The organism is Enterococcus sp. AZ050, from assembly GCF_051715085.1.
Taxonomy (GTDB): Bacteria; Bacillota; Bacilli; order Lactobacillales; family Enterococcaceae; genus Enterococcus; species Enterococcus faecalis.
In genome coordinates, this window is record NZ_JBIOTC010000001.1 from 2,346,139 (window position 1) to 2,362,591 (window position 16,453).

General features: G+C 36.9%; 13 protein-coding genes, 1 tRNA gene and 1 riboswitch. Of the genes, 12 read left to right on the plus strand and 2 right to left on the minus strand.

The genetic code is table 11. From position 1 onward, the window contains the following. The first annotated feature begins 12 nt into the window (after positions 1-12). From IGJ04_RS11430 to IGJ04_RS11450, 5 genes are all read left to right on the plus strand, one after another. Positions 13-396: a bacteriocin gene (locus IGJ04_RS11430; protein WP_002358745.1), complete on the plus strand. Its 384-nt coding sequence runs from the start codon at positions 13-15 to the stop codon at positions 394-396. A 172-nt stretch (positions 397-568) separates the two neighbouring features. Then, complete coding sequence (locus IGJ04_RS11435; protein ID WP_002361285.1) at positions 569-1,078, plus strand: SA1002 family membrane protein; 510 nt, start codon at positions 569-571, stop codon at positions 1,076-1,078. Positions 1,079-1,107: 29 nt separating this feature from the next. Then, on the plus strand, positions 1,108-2,895 hold the full coding sequence (locus tag IGJ04_RS11440) for a glycerophosphoryl diester phosphodiesterase membrane domain-containing protein (RefSeq protein ID WP_002363211.1): 1,788 nt from the start codon (positions 1,108-1,110) through the stop codon (positions 2,893-2,895). Between the two features lie 25 nt (positions 2,896-2,920). Further along, on the plus strand, positions 2,921-3,328 hold the full coding sequence (locus tag IGJ04_RS11445; RefSeq protein WP_002361287.1) for an NUDIX hydrolase: 408 nt from the start codon (positions 2,921-2,923) through the stop codon (positions 3,326-3,328). Between the two features lie 233 nt (positions 3,329-3,561). Continuing rightward, entirely contained in the window at positions 3,562-3,762 is a 201-nt protein-coding gene (locus tag IGJ04_RS11450) for a cold-shock protein (protein WP_002355647.1), read from the plus strand. A 656-nt stretch (positions 3,763-4,418) separates the two neighbouring features. On the opposite strand, the gene IGJ04_RS11455 is transcribed toward IGJ04_RS11450, so the two are convergent. Next, positions 4,419-4,490: transfer RNA gene (locus tag IGJ04_RS11455), tRNA-Arg, on the minus strand. A gap of 58 nt (positions 4,491-4,548) precedes the next feature. Between IGJ04_RS11455 and rpoN the strand changes: the two genes are divergently transcribed. The 5 genes from rpoN (at position 4,549) to IGJ04_RS11480 (ending at position 11,822) form a co-directional block, all read left to right on the plus strand. Next, the gene (gene rpoN, locus IGJ04_RS11460; RefSeq protein ID WP_002366210.1) at positions 4,549-5,880 is read left to right on the plus strand and encodes an RNA polymerase factor sigma-54; all 1,332 of its coding nucleotides are present in this window, start codon (positions 4,549-4,551) and stop codon (positions 5,878-5,880) included. 200 nt (positions 5,881-6,080) lie between these two features. Beyond that, entirely contained in the window at positions 6,081-7,958 is a 1,878-nt protein-coding gene (locus IGJ04_RS11465; protein ID WP_002373449.1) for an acyltransferase family protein, read from the plus strand. A gap of 122 nt (positions 7,959-8,080) precedes the next feature. Further along, a riboswitch (SMK box riboswitch) is annotated at positions 8,081-8,176 on the plus strand. After that, a complete protein-coding gene (metK, locus tag IGJ04_RS11470; RefSeq protein WP_002376004.1) occupies positions 8,174-9,358 on the plus strand; it encodes a methionine adenosyltransferase in 1,185 nt (394 codons plus the stop codon). It overlaps the preceding riboswitch by 3 nt. A gap of 167 nt (positions 9,359-9,525) precedes the next feature. Beyond that, positions 9,526-10,992 (plus strand): MDR family MFS transporter, encoded by a 1,467-nt coding sequence (locus IGJ04_RS11475; RefSeq protein ID WP_438840227.1) that lies wholly within the window; start codon positions 9,526-9,528, stop codon positions 10,990-10,992. Positions 10,993-11,030: 38 nt separating this feature from the next. Beyond that, positions 11,031-11,822, plus strand: a complete 792-nt coding sequence (locus IGJ04_RS11480; protein ID WP_002366213.1) for an alpha/beta hydrolase — start codon at positions 11,031-11,033, stop codon at positions 11,820-11,822. Positions 11,823-11,902: 80 nt separating this feature from the next. On the opposite strand, the gene IGJ04_RS11485 is transcribed toward IGJ04_RS11480, so the two are convergent. Next, on the minus strand, positions 11,903-12,565 hold the full coding sequence (locus IGJ04_RS11485; RefSeq protein ID WP_002376007.1) for a TetR/AcrR family transcriptional regulator: 663 nt from the start codon (positions 12,563-12,565) through the stop codon (positions 11,903-11,905). A gap of 253 nt (positions 12,566-12,818) precedes the next feature. On the opposite strand from IGJ04_RS11485, the gene erfC reads away from it, so the two are divergent. Together erfC and erfD are read left to right on the plus strand one after the other, a co-directional pair. Beyond that, entirely contained in the window at positions 12,819-14,534 is a 1,716-nt protein-coding gene (erfC, locus tag IGJ04_RS11490; protein WP_002368063.1) for a multidrug ABC transporter ATP-binding protein/permease ErfC, read from the plus strand. After that, a complete protein-coding gene (erfD, locus tag IGJ04_RS11495) occupies positions 14,534-16,303 on the plus strand; it encodes a multidrug ABC transporter ATP-binding protein/permease ErfD (protein ID WP_002358756.1) in 1,770 nt (589 codons plus the stop codon). The genes erfC and erfD overlap by 1 nt, the downstream gene beginning before the upstream one ends. Positions 16,304-16,453: the final 150 nt, after the last annotated feature.

Sequence of the window (16,453 nt, forward strand, 5' to 3'; positions counted from 1 at the left end):
GGAAGAAAAAACATGAATAAAAAAATTTCGTTCAGTCTGTTAATTTTGTTACTTAGTTTGTTGGTAGGTTTTACATTTATTCCGCATAAAAAGGAATTAAGTTTCAATGAGTATCAAGAAAAAAAACACTCTGGCGAAACATTTTATGTTGTTTTAAAAAAGAAAAACTGTTCAGATTGTCAGGATTTCGAGAAACTATTGCAAGCACCTAAACAGGTTTACTATGTAGAATTAACCAACAAAGAGACCATGAAGGAATGGTCAACATTTATCCGAGAAAATAAAGTTTTACATGTGCCATCTATGTTTAAAATAGATAACGGCCATCTCAAGAAAATTGATGGAGAAGGAGATGCGAATCAATTATTCGCAAACTATCAAAAAATAACGAAGTAAAAAGAATAAAAAGACAAGCCAAGTTTCCTAAATTAAGGAAACTTGGCTTGTCTTTTTCTAGTAATAGTCGTTTATTAAATAACATGTGAAATATTTTACAAATCCATTTTGGTTTGATAAAATAAACGCAAACATATGAATTTATTTTCATTTGTTTTGGAAGGAGGAACGAATGATTGAATTGATTTTACTTTTGTCGGTGATTCTTTTAGGTTTATTGATTGGAAATAAAAGAGTTGATAAGTGGCTTTTTCTTAAGGCATTACTTTTGTTTTCTGTTATGCTAAGTGTGAGCATCTTAATTTCGGTAGCTATGTATTTATTATTAACAATGGGCGTTGCAAACGTAATAGGGCAGCGGTTAGAGTCGTTATTTCTTTTAGGGATAGTCGTTATCATCAGTACGAGTCTTTTGTTATATTTTTTATTGAATTTAACGACGAAAAAAATTGTTTTACCCATCGCTTTAATGAAAATAATTGAATATTATATTCAATGGGTATTGATTTATGTTACTATTTATCAAGTGATTTTTGATCAGTTTATTGTTTCTTCAGAAGTAAAAAATACGTTACAAGGGACTATTGATGAGCCAGTCGCAATCATTATTGTTATTTTGCCATCATTTATTTCAATTTGGATTGCCGTTGTTTTATTTAGGATTCGTATGGAAGAACTTTAATCAGATACTTTTAGAATGGAGGAGTTTGTATGTCTGCTTGGCAAACATTTAAAAATGGAACAAGGCAATTTTTTAAAGACATCTTGCAGTACTTATGGTTATTTTTTACTTTAAATGTCTTATTATTATTGGTGGGTGGGGCTTTTAGTTGGGCTACTTCCAACGCACTAAAAACTCAAGGTATTCCTTATCTTTCGTTTAATAACCTGAATTTATTGTTAGAAAAGCCGCTTGCTCTGGTGTTATTAATTCTCTTGTTGTTACTTTTTTTAGGTGCAGTTTTTTATCAGTTTACCTTTTTATTATTAGGGATTTTTCAAATACGGCAAGACCATCGTTTTCATTTTAAAGGAGTTACCAAGGCATCTTTTAAGGTTCTTAAAAAGCAAGGTGCCCGTTCGTGGTTATTCTTTTTCGGTTATTTTGTTGTCATTGTCCCTTTTGGTAACCTAATTTTCCAAAGTAATCTATTGACGAAATTCGTGATTCCAGATTTTATTGTTGAATTTTTGTCCCAACGAATTCCTTACTTGGTGGGGCTACTGGCTTTTGGGTTATTAGTCTGGTATTTAGCTATTCGTTTCATTTACACGCTTCCATTAATGATTTTGGAGAGAAAAAAAGCGGGCGAGGCAGTTAAGGCTAGTTGGTCAATGACAAACAAACGATTATGGTTCATTATTCGTAATATTGCATTTGTGACGATCGCGGTATTTGTTTCAACGTATGTTATTTATGTGTTACTTTATCTTCTACAGTTGAAGTTAGATACCTTGAGCGACACCATTAGCTTGCTAGGTGGTATTTTAAATTTAACGGTTGTCCAATTTTTACAGTTTGTCTCTAATGCTTGGCTTTCAGTATTACTGATTAATTTCTTATATACACAATTAAATGTTCAAGCAGAAACGACGACAAAAGTTGCCTTTGACAAAGAAACGAAACGTAATAAATTAGTGACTATCGGAATGGGCCTAGGACTATTCACCATTTTTGGCGGCTATATAATTTTCAACGCTGTTTACTTAACAGGGCTATTAGAATCAAAACCTTTGATTATTTCGCATCGAGGGGTCACCAATAGTAATGGCGTGCAAAATACTATTCCTGCTATGGAAAGAACCATTAAATTTAAACCAGATTATATTGAAATTGATGTTCAAGAAACCAAAGACCATCAATTTGTTGTGATGCATGATGCAAACCTTCAAGAACTCGCCGGCGTCGATGGCACGCCACAAGAATTTACGTTGGCTGAATTAACAAAAATGACCGTTAAAGAAAATGGCCAAGAAGCACCAATTGCCAGTTTTGATGATTATTTAGCGAAAGCAAACCAAGCCAAACAAAAATTACTAGTAGAAATTAAAACGTCTAAACAAGATAGTCAAGGTGCGCTATCTAACTTTATTGAAAAATATGAACGTCCTTTGATAAAGAATAACCATCAGGTTCAATCTCTCGACTACAATGTGATCAAAGCGTTTAAAAAAGCCAAATCAAAAGTAAAAGTTAGTTTTATTTTGCCTTATAATTTCACTTTTCCAGAAACACAAGCTGATTTGTATACAATGGAAGCTACCACGTTGAACGATACCTTCATTTTAAAAGCTGACCAACAGAAAAAAGCAGTTTATGCTTGGACAGTTAATGACTCAGAGGTATTAAGTAAAATGCTCTTTATGGACGTTGCTGGAGTGATTACCGATGATTTGGAGTTAGTCAATGAAGAAGTCAATGACTTTGAAAAAAATCCATCGTACGCGGATCGTATTTTGCATTATATTTTTATGCTGCCAAGTGTGGCTTCTCAATAAAAAATGAAGAAAAGGGTTAAACGAAATGAAAAAAGAATTTTCGCGAGTACTTCTTAAAAATCAATCTGATGAAATTCTTATCTTAAAAGATCGGCCAGACACATGGAATTTCCCTGGCGGAAAACAAGAACTTGGTGAATCAGCGCTGGAATGTGCGATTCGTGAAATGAAAGAAGAGTTAGCAGTGGAAATTACTGAACTTGAAGAAATTTTTACTGGACCACTCGTTTTTGATTCAATCGTTTGGCAAGGACATTTTTATTTTGCCAAACAAGCCCAAGGAAAAGTTACGCTGAACGAACCAAATAAAATTAAAGGCGTACAATTTATTAAGCGGTTTGAGGAAGTAAATTTTTCACCAGGATTAGCTCCGCTATTTGATTATTTGGCGCGTAGCGATTATTTAAAGTTAAACAAAACTAACTGGAAATAGAAAGAATAGGAGTGTTTTTTGCTAGGGCTTTGTCAAGCGCATCTTTGATTATTTTAGAAAGTCCAAGGAAAAGTCGTGGGCATTGTTTATTTCTAATAAATATGTTATAGTAATTAAGTAATCAATTTTGATAAGTAATTTGAGTTATATATTTAAAAACTATACTTCTCCTTTTGCCACTCAACATTTTTTGCAATAACTTGCATATTTTTATGCACTAGGAGGAAATATATATGAACAACGGTACAGTAAAATGGTTTAACGCAGACAAAGGTTTTGGATTTATTACAGGTGAAGATGGCAATGATGTATTTGCACATTTTTCAGCTATTCAATCAGATGGATTTAAAACTTTAGACGAAGGCCAAGCAGTAACTTTTGATACTGAAGAAGGTCCACGCGGCTTACAAGCAACGAACATCGTAAAAGCTTAATAATGAATGAAAACGGACCACGTGTTGGTCCGTTTTTTTGATAGCTGTTGTCTGATCTCGCCATTAATTACATAGCAAAACAAAGCAGAGGCCATTTAAAGGAGGAGAATCTGAAAATGACCTTAACTGAACTGTTACTTGTAAGTGGATTATTTTGGCTAGTAATCATAATTGGTGTGATTGCGGGTAGCATATTTCTAATTAAGTATTTTAGAGGTCGGAGCTGAACGGTTCTGTTCCCGCCAATTATCAGGTTTTAAGCCTGGGACAAAAATCCAAAGTGATTTTTGCCCCAGGTTCTTTATTTAATTAGGGTATCAAGTTTTAGGTAAAATAATTAACAAATTAAAAGCAATTTACTATATAATCAGAAAGGGATCTTTAAGAGAGAAGCAGGTGTTTGCTTGTCGCAATACTTTGTTTAGCAGATAGAAAAAGGAAACGTTATGCGTTACAATAGGAACGGAGGAATTTTAACCTTATTGGATTTGTAGCTGAAGCAGAACAAATGTTGTCGCGTTAAGTGCGATTGAGCTTGCCACAAGCAACATTTGAAAAAACTACGGATAGAAAAATCATTCCTAAACAAGAAAAAAACACTCTTTAGATGAATAAAGAGTGTCCAGAAACGTTGATAAATCAACATATTTAAATAACGCGCCCTGAGGGAATCGAACCCCCGTCTCAAGAACCGGAATCTTACGTGATATCCACTACACTAAGGGCGCGGCACGAATACTAGTTTAGCTGATATTGACAAAAATTACAAGAGGGAGGACGAAAATAATGAAATTTGAGCAACGAATGTCCCAACAACAAAAACAAGTCCAGAAGTTGGCCATGACTCAACAGCTTCAACAATCCATTCAAATTTTACAATTTAATACGGAAGAACTCGCTGCCTTTGTTGAAGCGAAAGCACTAGAGAATCCATTAATTGATTTACAAGTAGACACGCAGTACACCACAGATTTTCCGATAACTAGTCGTTCTTACACCAACCAAGACGAAGAAAATAATTATATGAATCAAATTCCAGACTATCATTTATCATTATTTGAGTCTTTAATTGATCAAATTCATTTGAATTATCGAGATACATACTTGCGAACATTGGTATTGTTTTTAGTAGAATATATAGACGTGAATGGTTATTTAACGATTTCGTTAGAAGAAGCGGCAGAGAAAACCGAAGCAAGCGCCATTCAAATGCTAGATGCATTAACTTTGTTACAACAGCTAGATCCAGCAGGTGTGGGGGCACGCAATTTACAAGAATGTTTGATGCTACAAACAGAACGAGACGATACCGCGCCTAATTTAGCGTATATTTTATTGGAGGAAGAGTTTGATGCCTTAGTGAGTCGTAAATGGGGCCCGTTAGCTAAAAAATTTGGGATTGAATTAGCAGAAATTCAATTGATTTTTGATTATATACAAACGTTATCGCCAGCGCCAGGGAATATTTTTGATGCGACCGAGGAATTGTATATTCGACCAGATTTAACTGTCCGAATCAAGGAAGATCGAATAGTGGTGATTTCCAACAAAGCTGGTCGACCGACATTAAATTTTCAAGAAAATTATTTCAAACGAATGCAAGAGACTGACGACAAAGAAGTCCAAGAATATATTAAGGATAAGAAAAACGAATTTGAATGGTTAGAGCGCGCAGTGAATCAGCGGGGGGATACAATTTTACGTGTAGGGCAAGAAATTGTGCGCCGTCAAGAAGCCTTCTTTTTAGAAGCAGATCGGCCATTAAAACCAATGACTTTAAAAGAAATTGCGGATGCTTTGTCTATTCATGAATCGACAGTTAGTCGTGCGGTTAATGGAAAATATCTAGAAACCACGTTTGGTGTTTTTGAATTGCGCTCATTCTTCTCCACAAGTATTCTTTCATCAGAAGAAGATGGCGAGGATGTCTCAACAACGATGGTTAAAAAGCAACTACAAAAATTAATTGATGAAGAAGTAAAAAGTAAACCGTTATCTGATCAAAAATTAGTCGAGCGATTAAAAGATTCAGGCATGGAAATATCCCGGCGAACGGTGGCAAAGTATCGTGAAGCCTTAGGGATTCCATCTTCATCTAAACGAAAACGATATGAGTAAACAACCAAAGCTTATGAGTGATTTTCATAAGCTTTGGTTGTTTTTTTGTGATTTAAAAAATGTTGGTTTTTTGAATTGTAAAAAAAGCCTAAAGGAGGCAAAGTTTGCTTGCCATTTCCTAGGAAAAAACGTATATTAAAGTTACTTGCTTCTTTAAATAAAGGAAAAGAATAATTTTATAGAAAAGTTGGAAAGCACAAATGAATCAGACAGCAAATAGCAAGAAAAAACGCTATATTACAGGTTTTGATGGCATTCGGACGATCGCTGTAATTGGCGTGATTTTGTATCACCTTTTTCCCCAAGTCATGCGAGGTGGCTACTTAGGTGTTCCGATTTTCTTTGTTGTTTCAGGTTATCTTATTAACGACTTGTTGCGGCAAGAATGGGCAGAAAATCAGACCATTGATTTAAAAGGATTTTATGTGCGAAGGATGAAACGGCTGTATCCAGCATTAATTGTGATGCTTTTAAGTGCAGTTAGTTATATTACACTCTTTCAGCAGGATTTATTAAACAATATTCGCAGCGTTGTCGCTAGTAGTGTTTTTTATTACAACAACTGGTGGCAAATTTTTAAAGGGTTTTCTTATTTTGATGGATTTGCGACACAATCGCCATTTGTACATATTTGGTCATTGGCAGTTGAAGCGCAAAATTATTTAATTTGGCCATTACTTTTTATTCTTCTGGAACGCTTTGTTCGTAAGCGCGGTCGAATTTTCAGCTTAGTTTTAATCGGCGCCTTAATTTCGGTGACGCTGATGGCCGTTTTATATGTTCCTGGCGCAGATCCTACACGTGTCTATTATGGAACAGACACACGTGTTTTTTCTATTTTACTAGGTAGTGCATTGGCGTATGTTTGGCCAAGCACACGTTTGAAAGAAGAAATTCCAGAAGCCTCTAAAAAAATCTTAAATGGTGCTGGTTTAAGTGCCTTAGTTCTTTTAGTATTAGCCTTTTTAACATTATCAGATCATACAAATTTTGTTTATTACGGCGGCATGTTTTTAATTAGTTTGGCAGCCACTGTCTTAGTGGCCGTCACTGCACATCCAGGGGCAGATATGAATCGTTGGTTAACGAATCCAGTCTTTACGTGGATAGGTAAACGGAGTTATGGCATTTACTTGTATCAATTCCCAATCATGATTTTTTATGAGGCCAAAATTAAGACCTTATCGGACCATGTTTTTCTACATTCATTGGTTGAAATAGCATTAATTTTAGTAGTGAGCGAATTGTCATATCGTTTTATCGAACATCCACTGACACGATTGTCTTATAAGGATGTCTGGACTCAATTCACTGAATTCTTACGGAAACCGTGGGACCTTCGTGAAAAAGGGACAATGGCCTTTATGACAGTGATTAGCGTGATTGCAGTATTCGGTTTAATTGTGGCTCCAGCAAACGCTAAAAGTGCGCAACAAGAGCAACTAGAAAAAAATATTGCGAAAAATCAGCAAAAAATTGAAGAACGTAAAAAAGAAGTCCAAGAAAGTGGCACGAAAAATAGTAGCACGTCCACAGAAAGTAGTACAAAACCGAGTGAAAGCCAAGACGTTCTACCCACACAACTCACACCAGAGCAAGTAAAAAAAGCGCAGAATTTAGAAATCACAACTATTGGTGATTCTGTTATTCTAGATGGTGCTAGCGGGTTACAAGATATTTTCCCTAAAATGATTATCGATGGGGAAGTGGGCCGTCAATTGTATAGTAGCATTTCACTAATTGGTGAACTAGACAAAAAGAAAATGCTCAAAGATACTGTTTTAGTGAGTTTAGGTACGAATGGTCCTTTTACAGAGGCACAATTTGATGAATTTATGAAAGCGTTAGGTAATCGAAAAGTTTATTGGATTAATGTTCGCGTCCCAACTAGAAGATGGCAAAATCAAGTGAATAGTTTACTTAGTCAAATGGACAAAAAATACGATAACTTAACGGTCATTGACTGGTTTAATTATAGTAACGCCCATGATGATTGGTTTTATGATGACCGAGTTCATCCAAATGTGGCAGGTGGCGAGCAATATACACACTTTATAGCAGAGAAAATTTTACAGTAGCAAGAAACTTCCAGCTCAGATGAAAGGGGCTGGAAGTTTTTTGTTATAGGAAAAGCAAATATAGGTAATTTAATGATTTTCTTGAAAACCTAAGCTTTTTTTTTAGATATCTGGTATACTGTTTTTGTTACAAGTTCCCGAAAGGATTTAGCAAGTAATTGTCGTTACTTACTAAAGATGCCTTGTAACCGAAACTATTTAGGGGGAATAACATTATGACAGAAAGACATTTATTTACATCAGAATCCGTTTCAGAAGGACATCCAGATAAGGTAGCTGACCAAGTCAGTGATGCAATTTTAGATGCGATTTTGGAGAAAGATCCGATGGCCCGCGTGGCATGTGAAACATCCGTAACAACTGGTTTAGTCCTAGTATTTGGAGAAATTTCTACAACAGCTTATGTAGATATCCAAAAAATTGTTCGTCAAACTGTGAAAGATATTGGTTATACACGAGCAAAATATGGATTTGATGGAGAGACTGTCGCAGTTCTTGTAGCAATCGATGAGCAATCACCTGATATCGCTCAAGGGGTTGACGCAGCCTTAGAAGTGCGTGATCAAGATGAAAAAGACGATATTGGCGCTGGTGACCAAGGCTTAATGTTTGGTTTTGCCGTTGACGAAACACCAGAATTAATGCCATTACCGATTGCGTTAAGTCATCGTTTGGTTCGCCGTTTAGCAGAATTGCGGAAGGAAAAAGTCTTACCTTACTTACGTCCTGATGCAAAATCTCAAGTAACAGTGGAATATGATGATCAAGGTCAACCACAACGTGTGGATACGATCGTCATCAGTACACAACATGATGATGAAACAACCTTAGAACAAATCGAAAAAGACATTAAAGAACAAGTAATCAATGAGGTGATTCCTCATGAACTTTTAGATGATGAAACAAAATACTTTATCAACCCAACTGGTCGCTTTGTAATCGGTGGCCCTCAAGGAGATGCCGGCTTAACTGGTCGTAAAATTATCGTTGATACTTATGGCGGTTATGCTCGTCATGGCGGCGGCGCTTTTTCTGGAAAAGATGCAACCAAAGTTGACCGCTCTGCTAGTTATGCTGCGCGTTATATCGCGAAAAACATTGTTGCTGCTGGTTTGGCGAAAAAAGTAGAAGTCCAATTAGCTTATGCAATTGGTGTGGCGCAACCAGTGTCTATTTCTATTAATACGTTTGGTACGAGTGCTCTTCCAGAAAGTAAATTAATCGAAGCAGTTCGTAAAAACTTTGATTTACGTCCAGCAGGTATTATTGAAATGCTAGATTTACGTCGCCCAATTTATAAACAAACTGCGGCTTATGGTCATTTTGGTCGAACAGATATTGATTTACCTTGGGAACAAACAGATAAAGTTGAAGCGTTAAAAGCTAGTTTAGCTGAATAATTAAATAAAAAAATAAGAAGTCAGCCAAGTATTGGCTGACTTCTTGTTTTTTTGCAATAATTTTTTTATGAAAAAGCATTTTTTTAAGACATTTTGTTCTTTTTTGTATAGAATAGCTATGGAGCAATTTAGAAAATTGACAATTGAATAGAAAAGGATGTGAACAAATGGCAAAAGAAACAAATGTTAAATTAGTCACGGTGAGTGTTTTTGTGGCAACATTTATGACAGCCATTGAAGGGACCATTGTGTCTACTGCGATGCCAACGATTGTCGGCTCGTTACATGGCATGGAAATTATGAACTGGGTATTTTCAATTTATTTATTAACGAATGCGATGTTAACACCGATTTATGGGAAACTTGCGGATAAAATTGGTCGTAAACCTGTCTTCATGATTGGTATTATCATTTTTATTTTGGGCTCCTCGTTGTGTGGCTTTGCCCAAGATATGTTGACTTTAATTATTGCCCGCGCAATTCAAGGTGTGGGGGCAGGCGCAATTTTACCAGTTGCATTAACGATTATTGCCGATATGTATTCATTGGACAAGCGAGCGAAAATTTTAGGTTTAAACAGTGCCGCCTGGGGAATTGCTAGTATTTTTGGTCCGTTAGCAGGTGGTTTTATTGTAGATACAGTCGGTTGGCATTGGATTTTCTTCATTAATGTTCCTATTGGACTTGTTTTATTGGGCTTGATTAGTATTTTCTTAGTTGAACCAAAGCGGGAACGGACCAAGATGCCAATGGATATTTTTGGCAGCGTTACTTTGATGGCAGTGCTGCTAACGTTATTGCTAGGTTTTCAAATGATTAGCGATAATGGTTTTACATTAGTAACATTTGGTTGTTTGAGTTTGAGTGTGCTCTTTTTTGTAGCATTTGTGATGATAGAAAAACGCGCGCAAGACCCAGTGATTGATTTGCATTTATTTAATCAACCAACGTTTGTTTTAGTAAATCTTATTGCAGCGCTTATTAGCGGTTTCTTAATGGGGATTGATGTCTACATTCCGATGTGGATGCAAGGTGTCTTAGGAAAAAGTGCAGGAATTGGTGGCTTAGTTTTAGCGCCTATGTCGTTACTTTGGATGGCTGGATCATTTATAGCAAGTAGCTTTATGGAAAAATATGCTATGAAAAAAGTCTTAACGATTGGGTTATCGATTCTATTAGTCGGGGCCATCTTTTTAGTGGTAATGCCAATGGCCGTTCCGTTTTGGCTTTTCTTTGTAGTGTCTTCTGTCTTAGGAGTTGGTTTTGGGATTACTATCACAACGACTACGGTGACAGCACAAAGTACAGTGGAGCCTGAAAAAATGGGGGTTGCAACATCGTTTAATACGTTGGTGCGTACAATTGGGCAGACTGTGATGGTGTCAATTTTTGGTGTGATTTTAAACGCAGGAATGTTTGCAAAATTGGAAGCGAGCGCGTTAAACGTCGATGCAGATGTCATGAATCAATTAGTGAATCCACATACTGCAAATTTAATTCCAGCTGCGTTGTTAAAACCATTACGCGGTATCCTCTATGCAGGTCTGCATAATGTTTACTTAGTCGGTGCGGGCTTAGTTGTTGTCGCTCTTTTGTTAAATATTTTCGCAAAAGCGCAACGAGCGAAGGTTTAGTGGTACACTAATAGAAAGAGTATTGGAGGGAAAAGTAGATGGCCTTTTTACAAGCAAATATTTATTCAAATGTATTGGAAATGGAAGTGAATGTGAACGTAATTTTACCACAAGAAACGGTAAAAAAAGTGGGCACAAGTACCCAAGCAGCATTGACAGATATTCCTGTGTTGTATTTATTACATGGGATGGGAGGAAATCACAGCGTCTGGGCTCGCAGAACCTCTATTGAGCGGTATGTCGCTGATTTGGGGATTGCTGTCATTATGCCGTCCACGGATTTAGCTTGGTATACGGACACACAATACGATATGAACTATTGGACGTTTATCTCAGAAGAATTACCGAGAATTTGTCATCAACTCTTTCCACAGTTAAGTACAAAACGAGAAAAAACCTTTGCCGCTGGTTTGTCAATGGGTGGTTATGGCGCCTTGAAATTAGGATTAGCGAAACCAGAATCTTTTGCAGCCGTTGCTTCTTTGTCTGGGGCAGTTAGTTTATCATCCACTAGTTTTGGGGAATTATTAAAAGTCCGTAAGCGAAGCTATTGGGAAGGTATTTTTGGCCCGTTAGATCAAATTGAAGGTTCCATTCACGATCCGCTGTATTTATTACAACAATTAGTAGAAAGCCAAACAGAAATGCCCCAATTTTACCTTTGTTGTGGGGAGCAAGATATGTTACTTTCTGCTAATCAACAGATGGCTCAAGCGTTGGAACAGGCACAGGCAAGTTACACTTTTGAAACTGGACCAGGAGAACATGACTGGGTGTTCTGGGATGAATGGATTCAAAAAGCCTTGGCTTGGCTACCAATACCAAAATAGAGAAAGTAGTTTTCAATATTTATTTTAAAAGTTAACCTTTGGTCCTTCAGTCGAAATGACTGACGGACCAAGGGCTTTTTTTATTTAGATGAAGATGTGTTGTCTGCTTGCAACCCATCTAAGTAGGTTTTAACGGCTTGAATAAAGGCGGATTTTTGGTGGATGGAGTGTCGAAATTGAATGCTTTCCTCCATGTACGTTAACTCATTGTCGGAGACATATTGTTTCATGTGCAGCACTTGTTCTTTTAAATAGTCATCTCCGTTCAACACTTGCGAAACGAGCTGTTTTTCCTCCGTTGCGTCCATAATCATCCCAAATAAAAGATGTTGTAAAGACGTTACTGCTAAATGAGTCATTTCTGGTGAAAAACCTGCTTCTCTTAAAATGCCCATCATTTGATTCAAATGGCGTAATCGTTGGGGATAGGCAGGGACGGTTTGGATTTCGATGGCTACGGCACAGGGAAATTGTTGATAGAGATCATAATAGTTTTCCATGAAGGCCAGTAAGTCAGAATACCATTCACCACATAATACAGGTTCTTGAAAGTGCTCTTCAATCGCTTCAGCCATACTTTGAAGTAAGGCTTGCTTATTTTTAAAATACCAATAAATTGCGGGCGCCTGTACACCAAGCTGTTTGGCGACTTTACGCATAGAAAGTTGTTCTAAAGTGGGACTTTTTTCTAACAAAGAAAATGCGGCTGCAATAATCGTGTCTTTTGATAATTTCGGTTCCATGATTTTAGCTCCTATTAAACGTTATCTTCGTAAGTTTATCAAAAAGAAGGTACACTTTATGATAGGAAAAACTTGTGAAAAATTAACTTGTTCGCTTGTATTTTACCACTAAAAATGGTAAATTATGAATCGGCCTTATTTTACAGTGTTAAATTGGTGAAGTCAATGAGCAAATTGATTTTTTTGTAATGGGGAAGAATTCGCAGACCAACACTGAAGAAGCAGGGAACTATTTTAAGAAAGTAGGGATAAGATGGACCTTATTATTCAACACGCCAAAAAATACAAAGGCTCGGTAGTTATTGCCTTGTTGGCGGTGATCGTAATGGTTGTCTCAGCACTTTGGCAACCAAAATTGTTACAACAAGTGTTGGAAGCAATTATGAATGACGATAGCGACAAAATGAAAAACTTAGGGATTCAATTAATTGCCATTGCAGGATTAGGACTCGTTGCAGGGGTTATTAATACAATTTTTTCTGCCAAAGTTGCCCAAGGTGTCAGTGCTGACATTCGTGAAGCAACTTTCCGCAAAATCCAAACCTTTTCATTTGGCAATATCGAAAAATTTTCAGCAGGTAACTTAGTTGTTCGTTTAACAAATGACGTTACTCAAATTCAAAATGTTATTATGATTGCGTTGCAGACACTTTTTAGAATTCCTTTTTTATTTATCGGGAGTTTTATTTTAGCGATGCTAACCTTGCCACAACTATGGTGGGTGATTGTTGCACTTGTCATCGCAGTTATTTTGATTTCTATGCTGTCCTTTTCGCAAATGGGCAAGCATTTCATGATTATTCAAAACTTGATTGATAAGATTAATGGTATCGCAAAAGAAAATTTGTTAGGCATTCGTGTCGTCAAATCATTTGTTCAAGAAAAAAATCAATTGTCACGTTTTACAAAAGTGAGTGAAGAATTAACCACCCATAACTTAATCGTAGGTAGCTTATTTGCTGTGATGATTCCAGCGTTTATGTTGGTGGCGAACTTAGCCGTTGTAGGCTCGATTTTCTTTGTGAGTAACTTAGTCAAGGACGATCCAACTTTAATCGGTGGTGTCGCTTCCTTTATGAACTATTTAATGCAAATCATGATGGCGATTATTATCGGCGGAATGATGATGATGATGACTTCTCGTGCCGCTGTTTCCATTAAGCGGATTAAAGAAGTGATGGAAACAGAACCAGATGTTACCTACAAAAAAGTCCCAGAACAAGAGTTAATTGGTAGTGTTGAGTTTGATCACGTATCTTTCCGTTATCCTGGGGATGAAGAAGATACCTTGAAAGACATCACTTTCTCTATTCAGCCAGGTGAAATGATTGGGATTGTGGGCGCAACTGGCGCTGGTAAATCTACATTGGCACAATTAATTCCACGTTTGTTTGATCCGACAGAAGGAAAGATTGAAGTTGGTGGTGTCGATTTACGAGAAGTGAACGAACACAGTTTACGAAAAACAGTTTCCTTTGTGTTGCAAAAAGCAATCCTGTTCTCTGGAACGATTGCGCAAAATCTACGCCATGGTAAACGTGACGCTTCTGAAGCGGACATGGAACGGGCTTCAGGCATCGCCCAAGCCAAGGAATTTATTGAAAAATTAGCAGAAGGTTATGATGCACCCGTCGAAGAACGGAGTAATAACTTTTCTGGTGGACAAAAACAACGGTTATCAATTACAAGAGGTGTGATTGGTGAGCCTAAAATTTTGATTTTAGATGATAGTACCAGCGCGTTGGATGCTCGTTCGGAGCGGTTAGTCCGAGAAGCGTTGGATAAAGAGTTAAAAGAGACTACCACGATCGTTATTGCCCAAAAAATTTCTTCTGTTGTCCATGCAGATCGTATTTTAGTATTGGATAATGGACGTTTAGTCGGGGAAGGCACGCATGAAGAATTAGCAGCTACGAACCCCGTGTATCAAGAAATTTACGAAACTCAAAAAGGAAAGGAGGAAGCTTAATGACTGATTTAATAAAAGCTAGTAAATTTTTCTATCATTATTTAAAACGTTACAAAGTTTCTTTCCTCTTTATTTTCTTAGCAATTTTCGCAGCGACTTATTTACAAGTCAAAGCGCCGCAATTCGTTGGGGAAGCTATTCAGGAATTAGCGAAATATGCGGTTAATGTGATGCAAGGAAAAGACGATAAAAGTGCGTTCGTTTCTGTCATTTGGAAACTACTCATTTTTTATGTCTTAACTAGTGCCGCTAGTTTCATTTATAGTATTCTCTTTACACAAGTCGTGGGGAAATCGACAAACCGCATGCGGATTGGTTTGTTTAATAAATTAGAAAAATTGACGATTCGTTTCTTTGATTCTCATCAAGATGGTGAAATTTTAAGTCGTTTTACTAGTGATTTAGACAACATCCAAAACAGTTTAAACCAAGCGTTGCTACAAGTATTAACCAATATAGCCTTATTGGTTGGTGTCTTAATCATGATGTTCCGTCAAAATGTGGAACTAGCATGGGCCACAATTGCTTCTACGCCGATTGCGATTTTAATTGCGGTCTTTGTGATTAGCAAGGCGCGCAAATATGTCGATTTACAGCAAGATGAAGTGGGTAAATTAAATGGCTATATGGATGAAAAAATTAGTGGGCAACGTGTGATTATCACTAATGGCTTACAAGAAGAAACCATTGACGGCTTTTTAGAGCAAAATGAAAAAGTTCGTGCAGCTACGTATAAAGGTCAAGTGTATTCAGGATTACTTTTCCCAATGATGCAAGGAATGTCATTAGTCAATACGGCGATTGTTATTTTCTTTGGTGGTTGGTTAGCAATCAATGGCTCTGTTGATCGTGCCGCTGCGCTAGGTTTAGTCGTTATGTTTGTCCAATATTCCCAACAATATTATCAACCATTGATGCAAATTTCTTCAGGTTATAGCATGATTCAATTAGCTGTTACAGGCGCTCGTCGTTTAAATGAGATGTTTGATGAACCAGATGAAATTCGTCCCGAAAATGGCGAAAAATTAGAAGAGATTAACAAAGCTGTGGCTTTAAATCATGTTGTTTTTGGCTATAATCCAGAAACGCCTGTGTTGAAAGATGTTTCTATTCATGTGGATAAAGGTGAAATGGTCGCTTTAGTCGGACCGACAGGCTCAGGAAAAACAACGATTATGAATTTAATGAATCGCTTTTATGATGTGAATGAAGGCGCCGTGACGTTTGATGGTGTGGACATTCGTGAAATGGATTTAGATAGCTTGCGTTCACATGTAGGCATTGTTTTGCAAGAGTCCGTTCTATTTTCAGGAACAATTCGTGAGAATATTGCTTTTGGTAAGCCAGAGGCCACGGATGAAGAAATTGTTCAAGCAGCGAAACAAGCGAATATCCATGAATTTATTGTAAATCTTGAGCAAGGCTACGATACTGAGATTACGGAAGAGAATAACCTTTTCAGTACGGGGCAAAAGCAATTAGTAAGTATTGCACGAACGATTATTACCAATCCAGAATTATTAATTTTGGATGAAGCAACAAGTAATGTTGATACAGTAACAGAAGCCAAAATCCAAAAAGCGATGGACGAAGCAATTAAAGGGCGTACCAGTTTTGTGATTGCCCATCGTTTGAAAACGATTCTAAATGCGGATCGGATTATTGTTTTACGAGACGGTGAAGTCATTGAAGAAGGCAATCACCATGAACTAGTTGAACAAGATGGATTCTATGCGGAACTTTATAAAAATCAATTTGTTTTTGAATAAGTTGAAAGAGGTCGGGACAGAAGTGTTTAACTCCGAGAAATAAGAAGGAATTTCCGAAAATTGTTCTATAATTTTTGGAGAATTTCGACTTATTTCCGAAGGAGTTGCTTCTGTTCCCGCCGTTTATCAATTTTTAAGCCTGGAACAAAA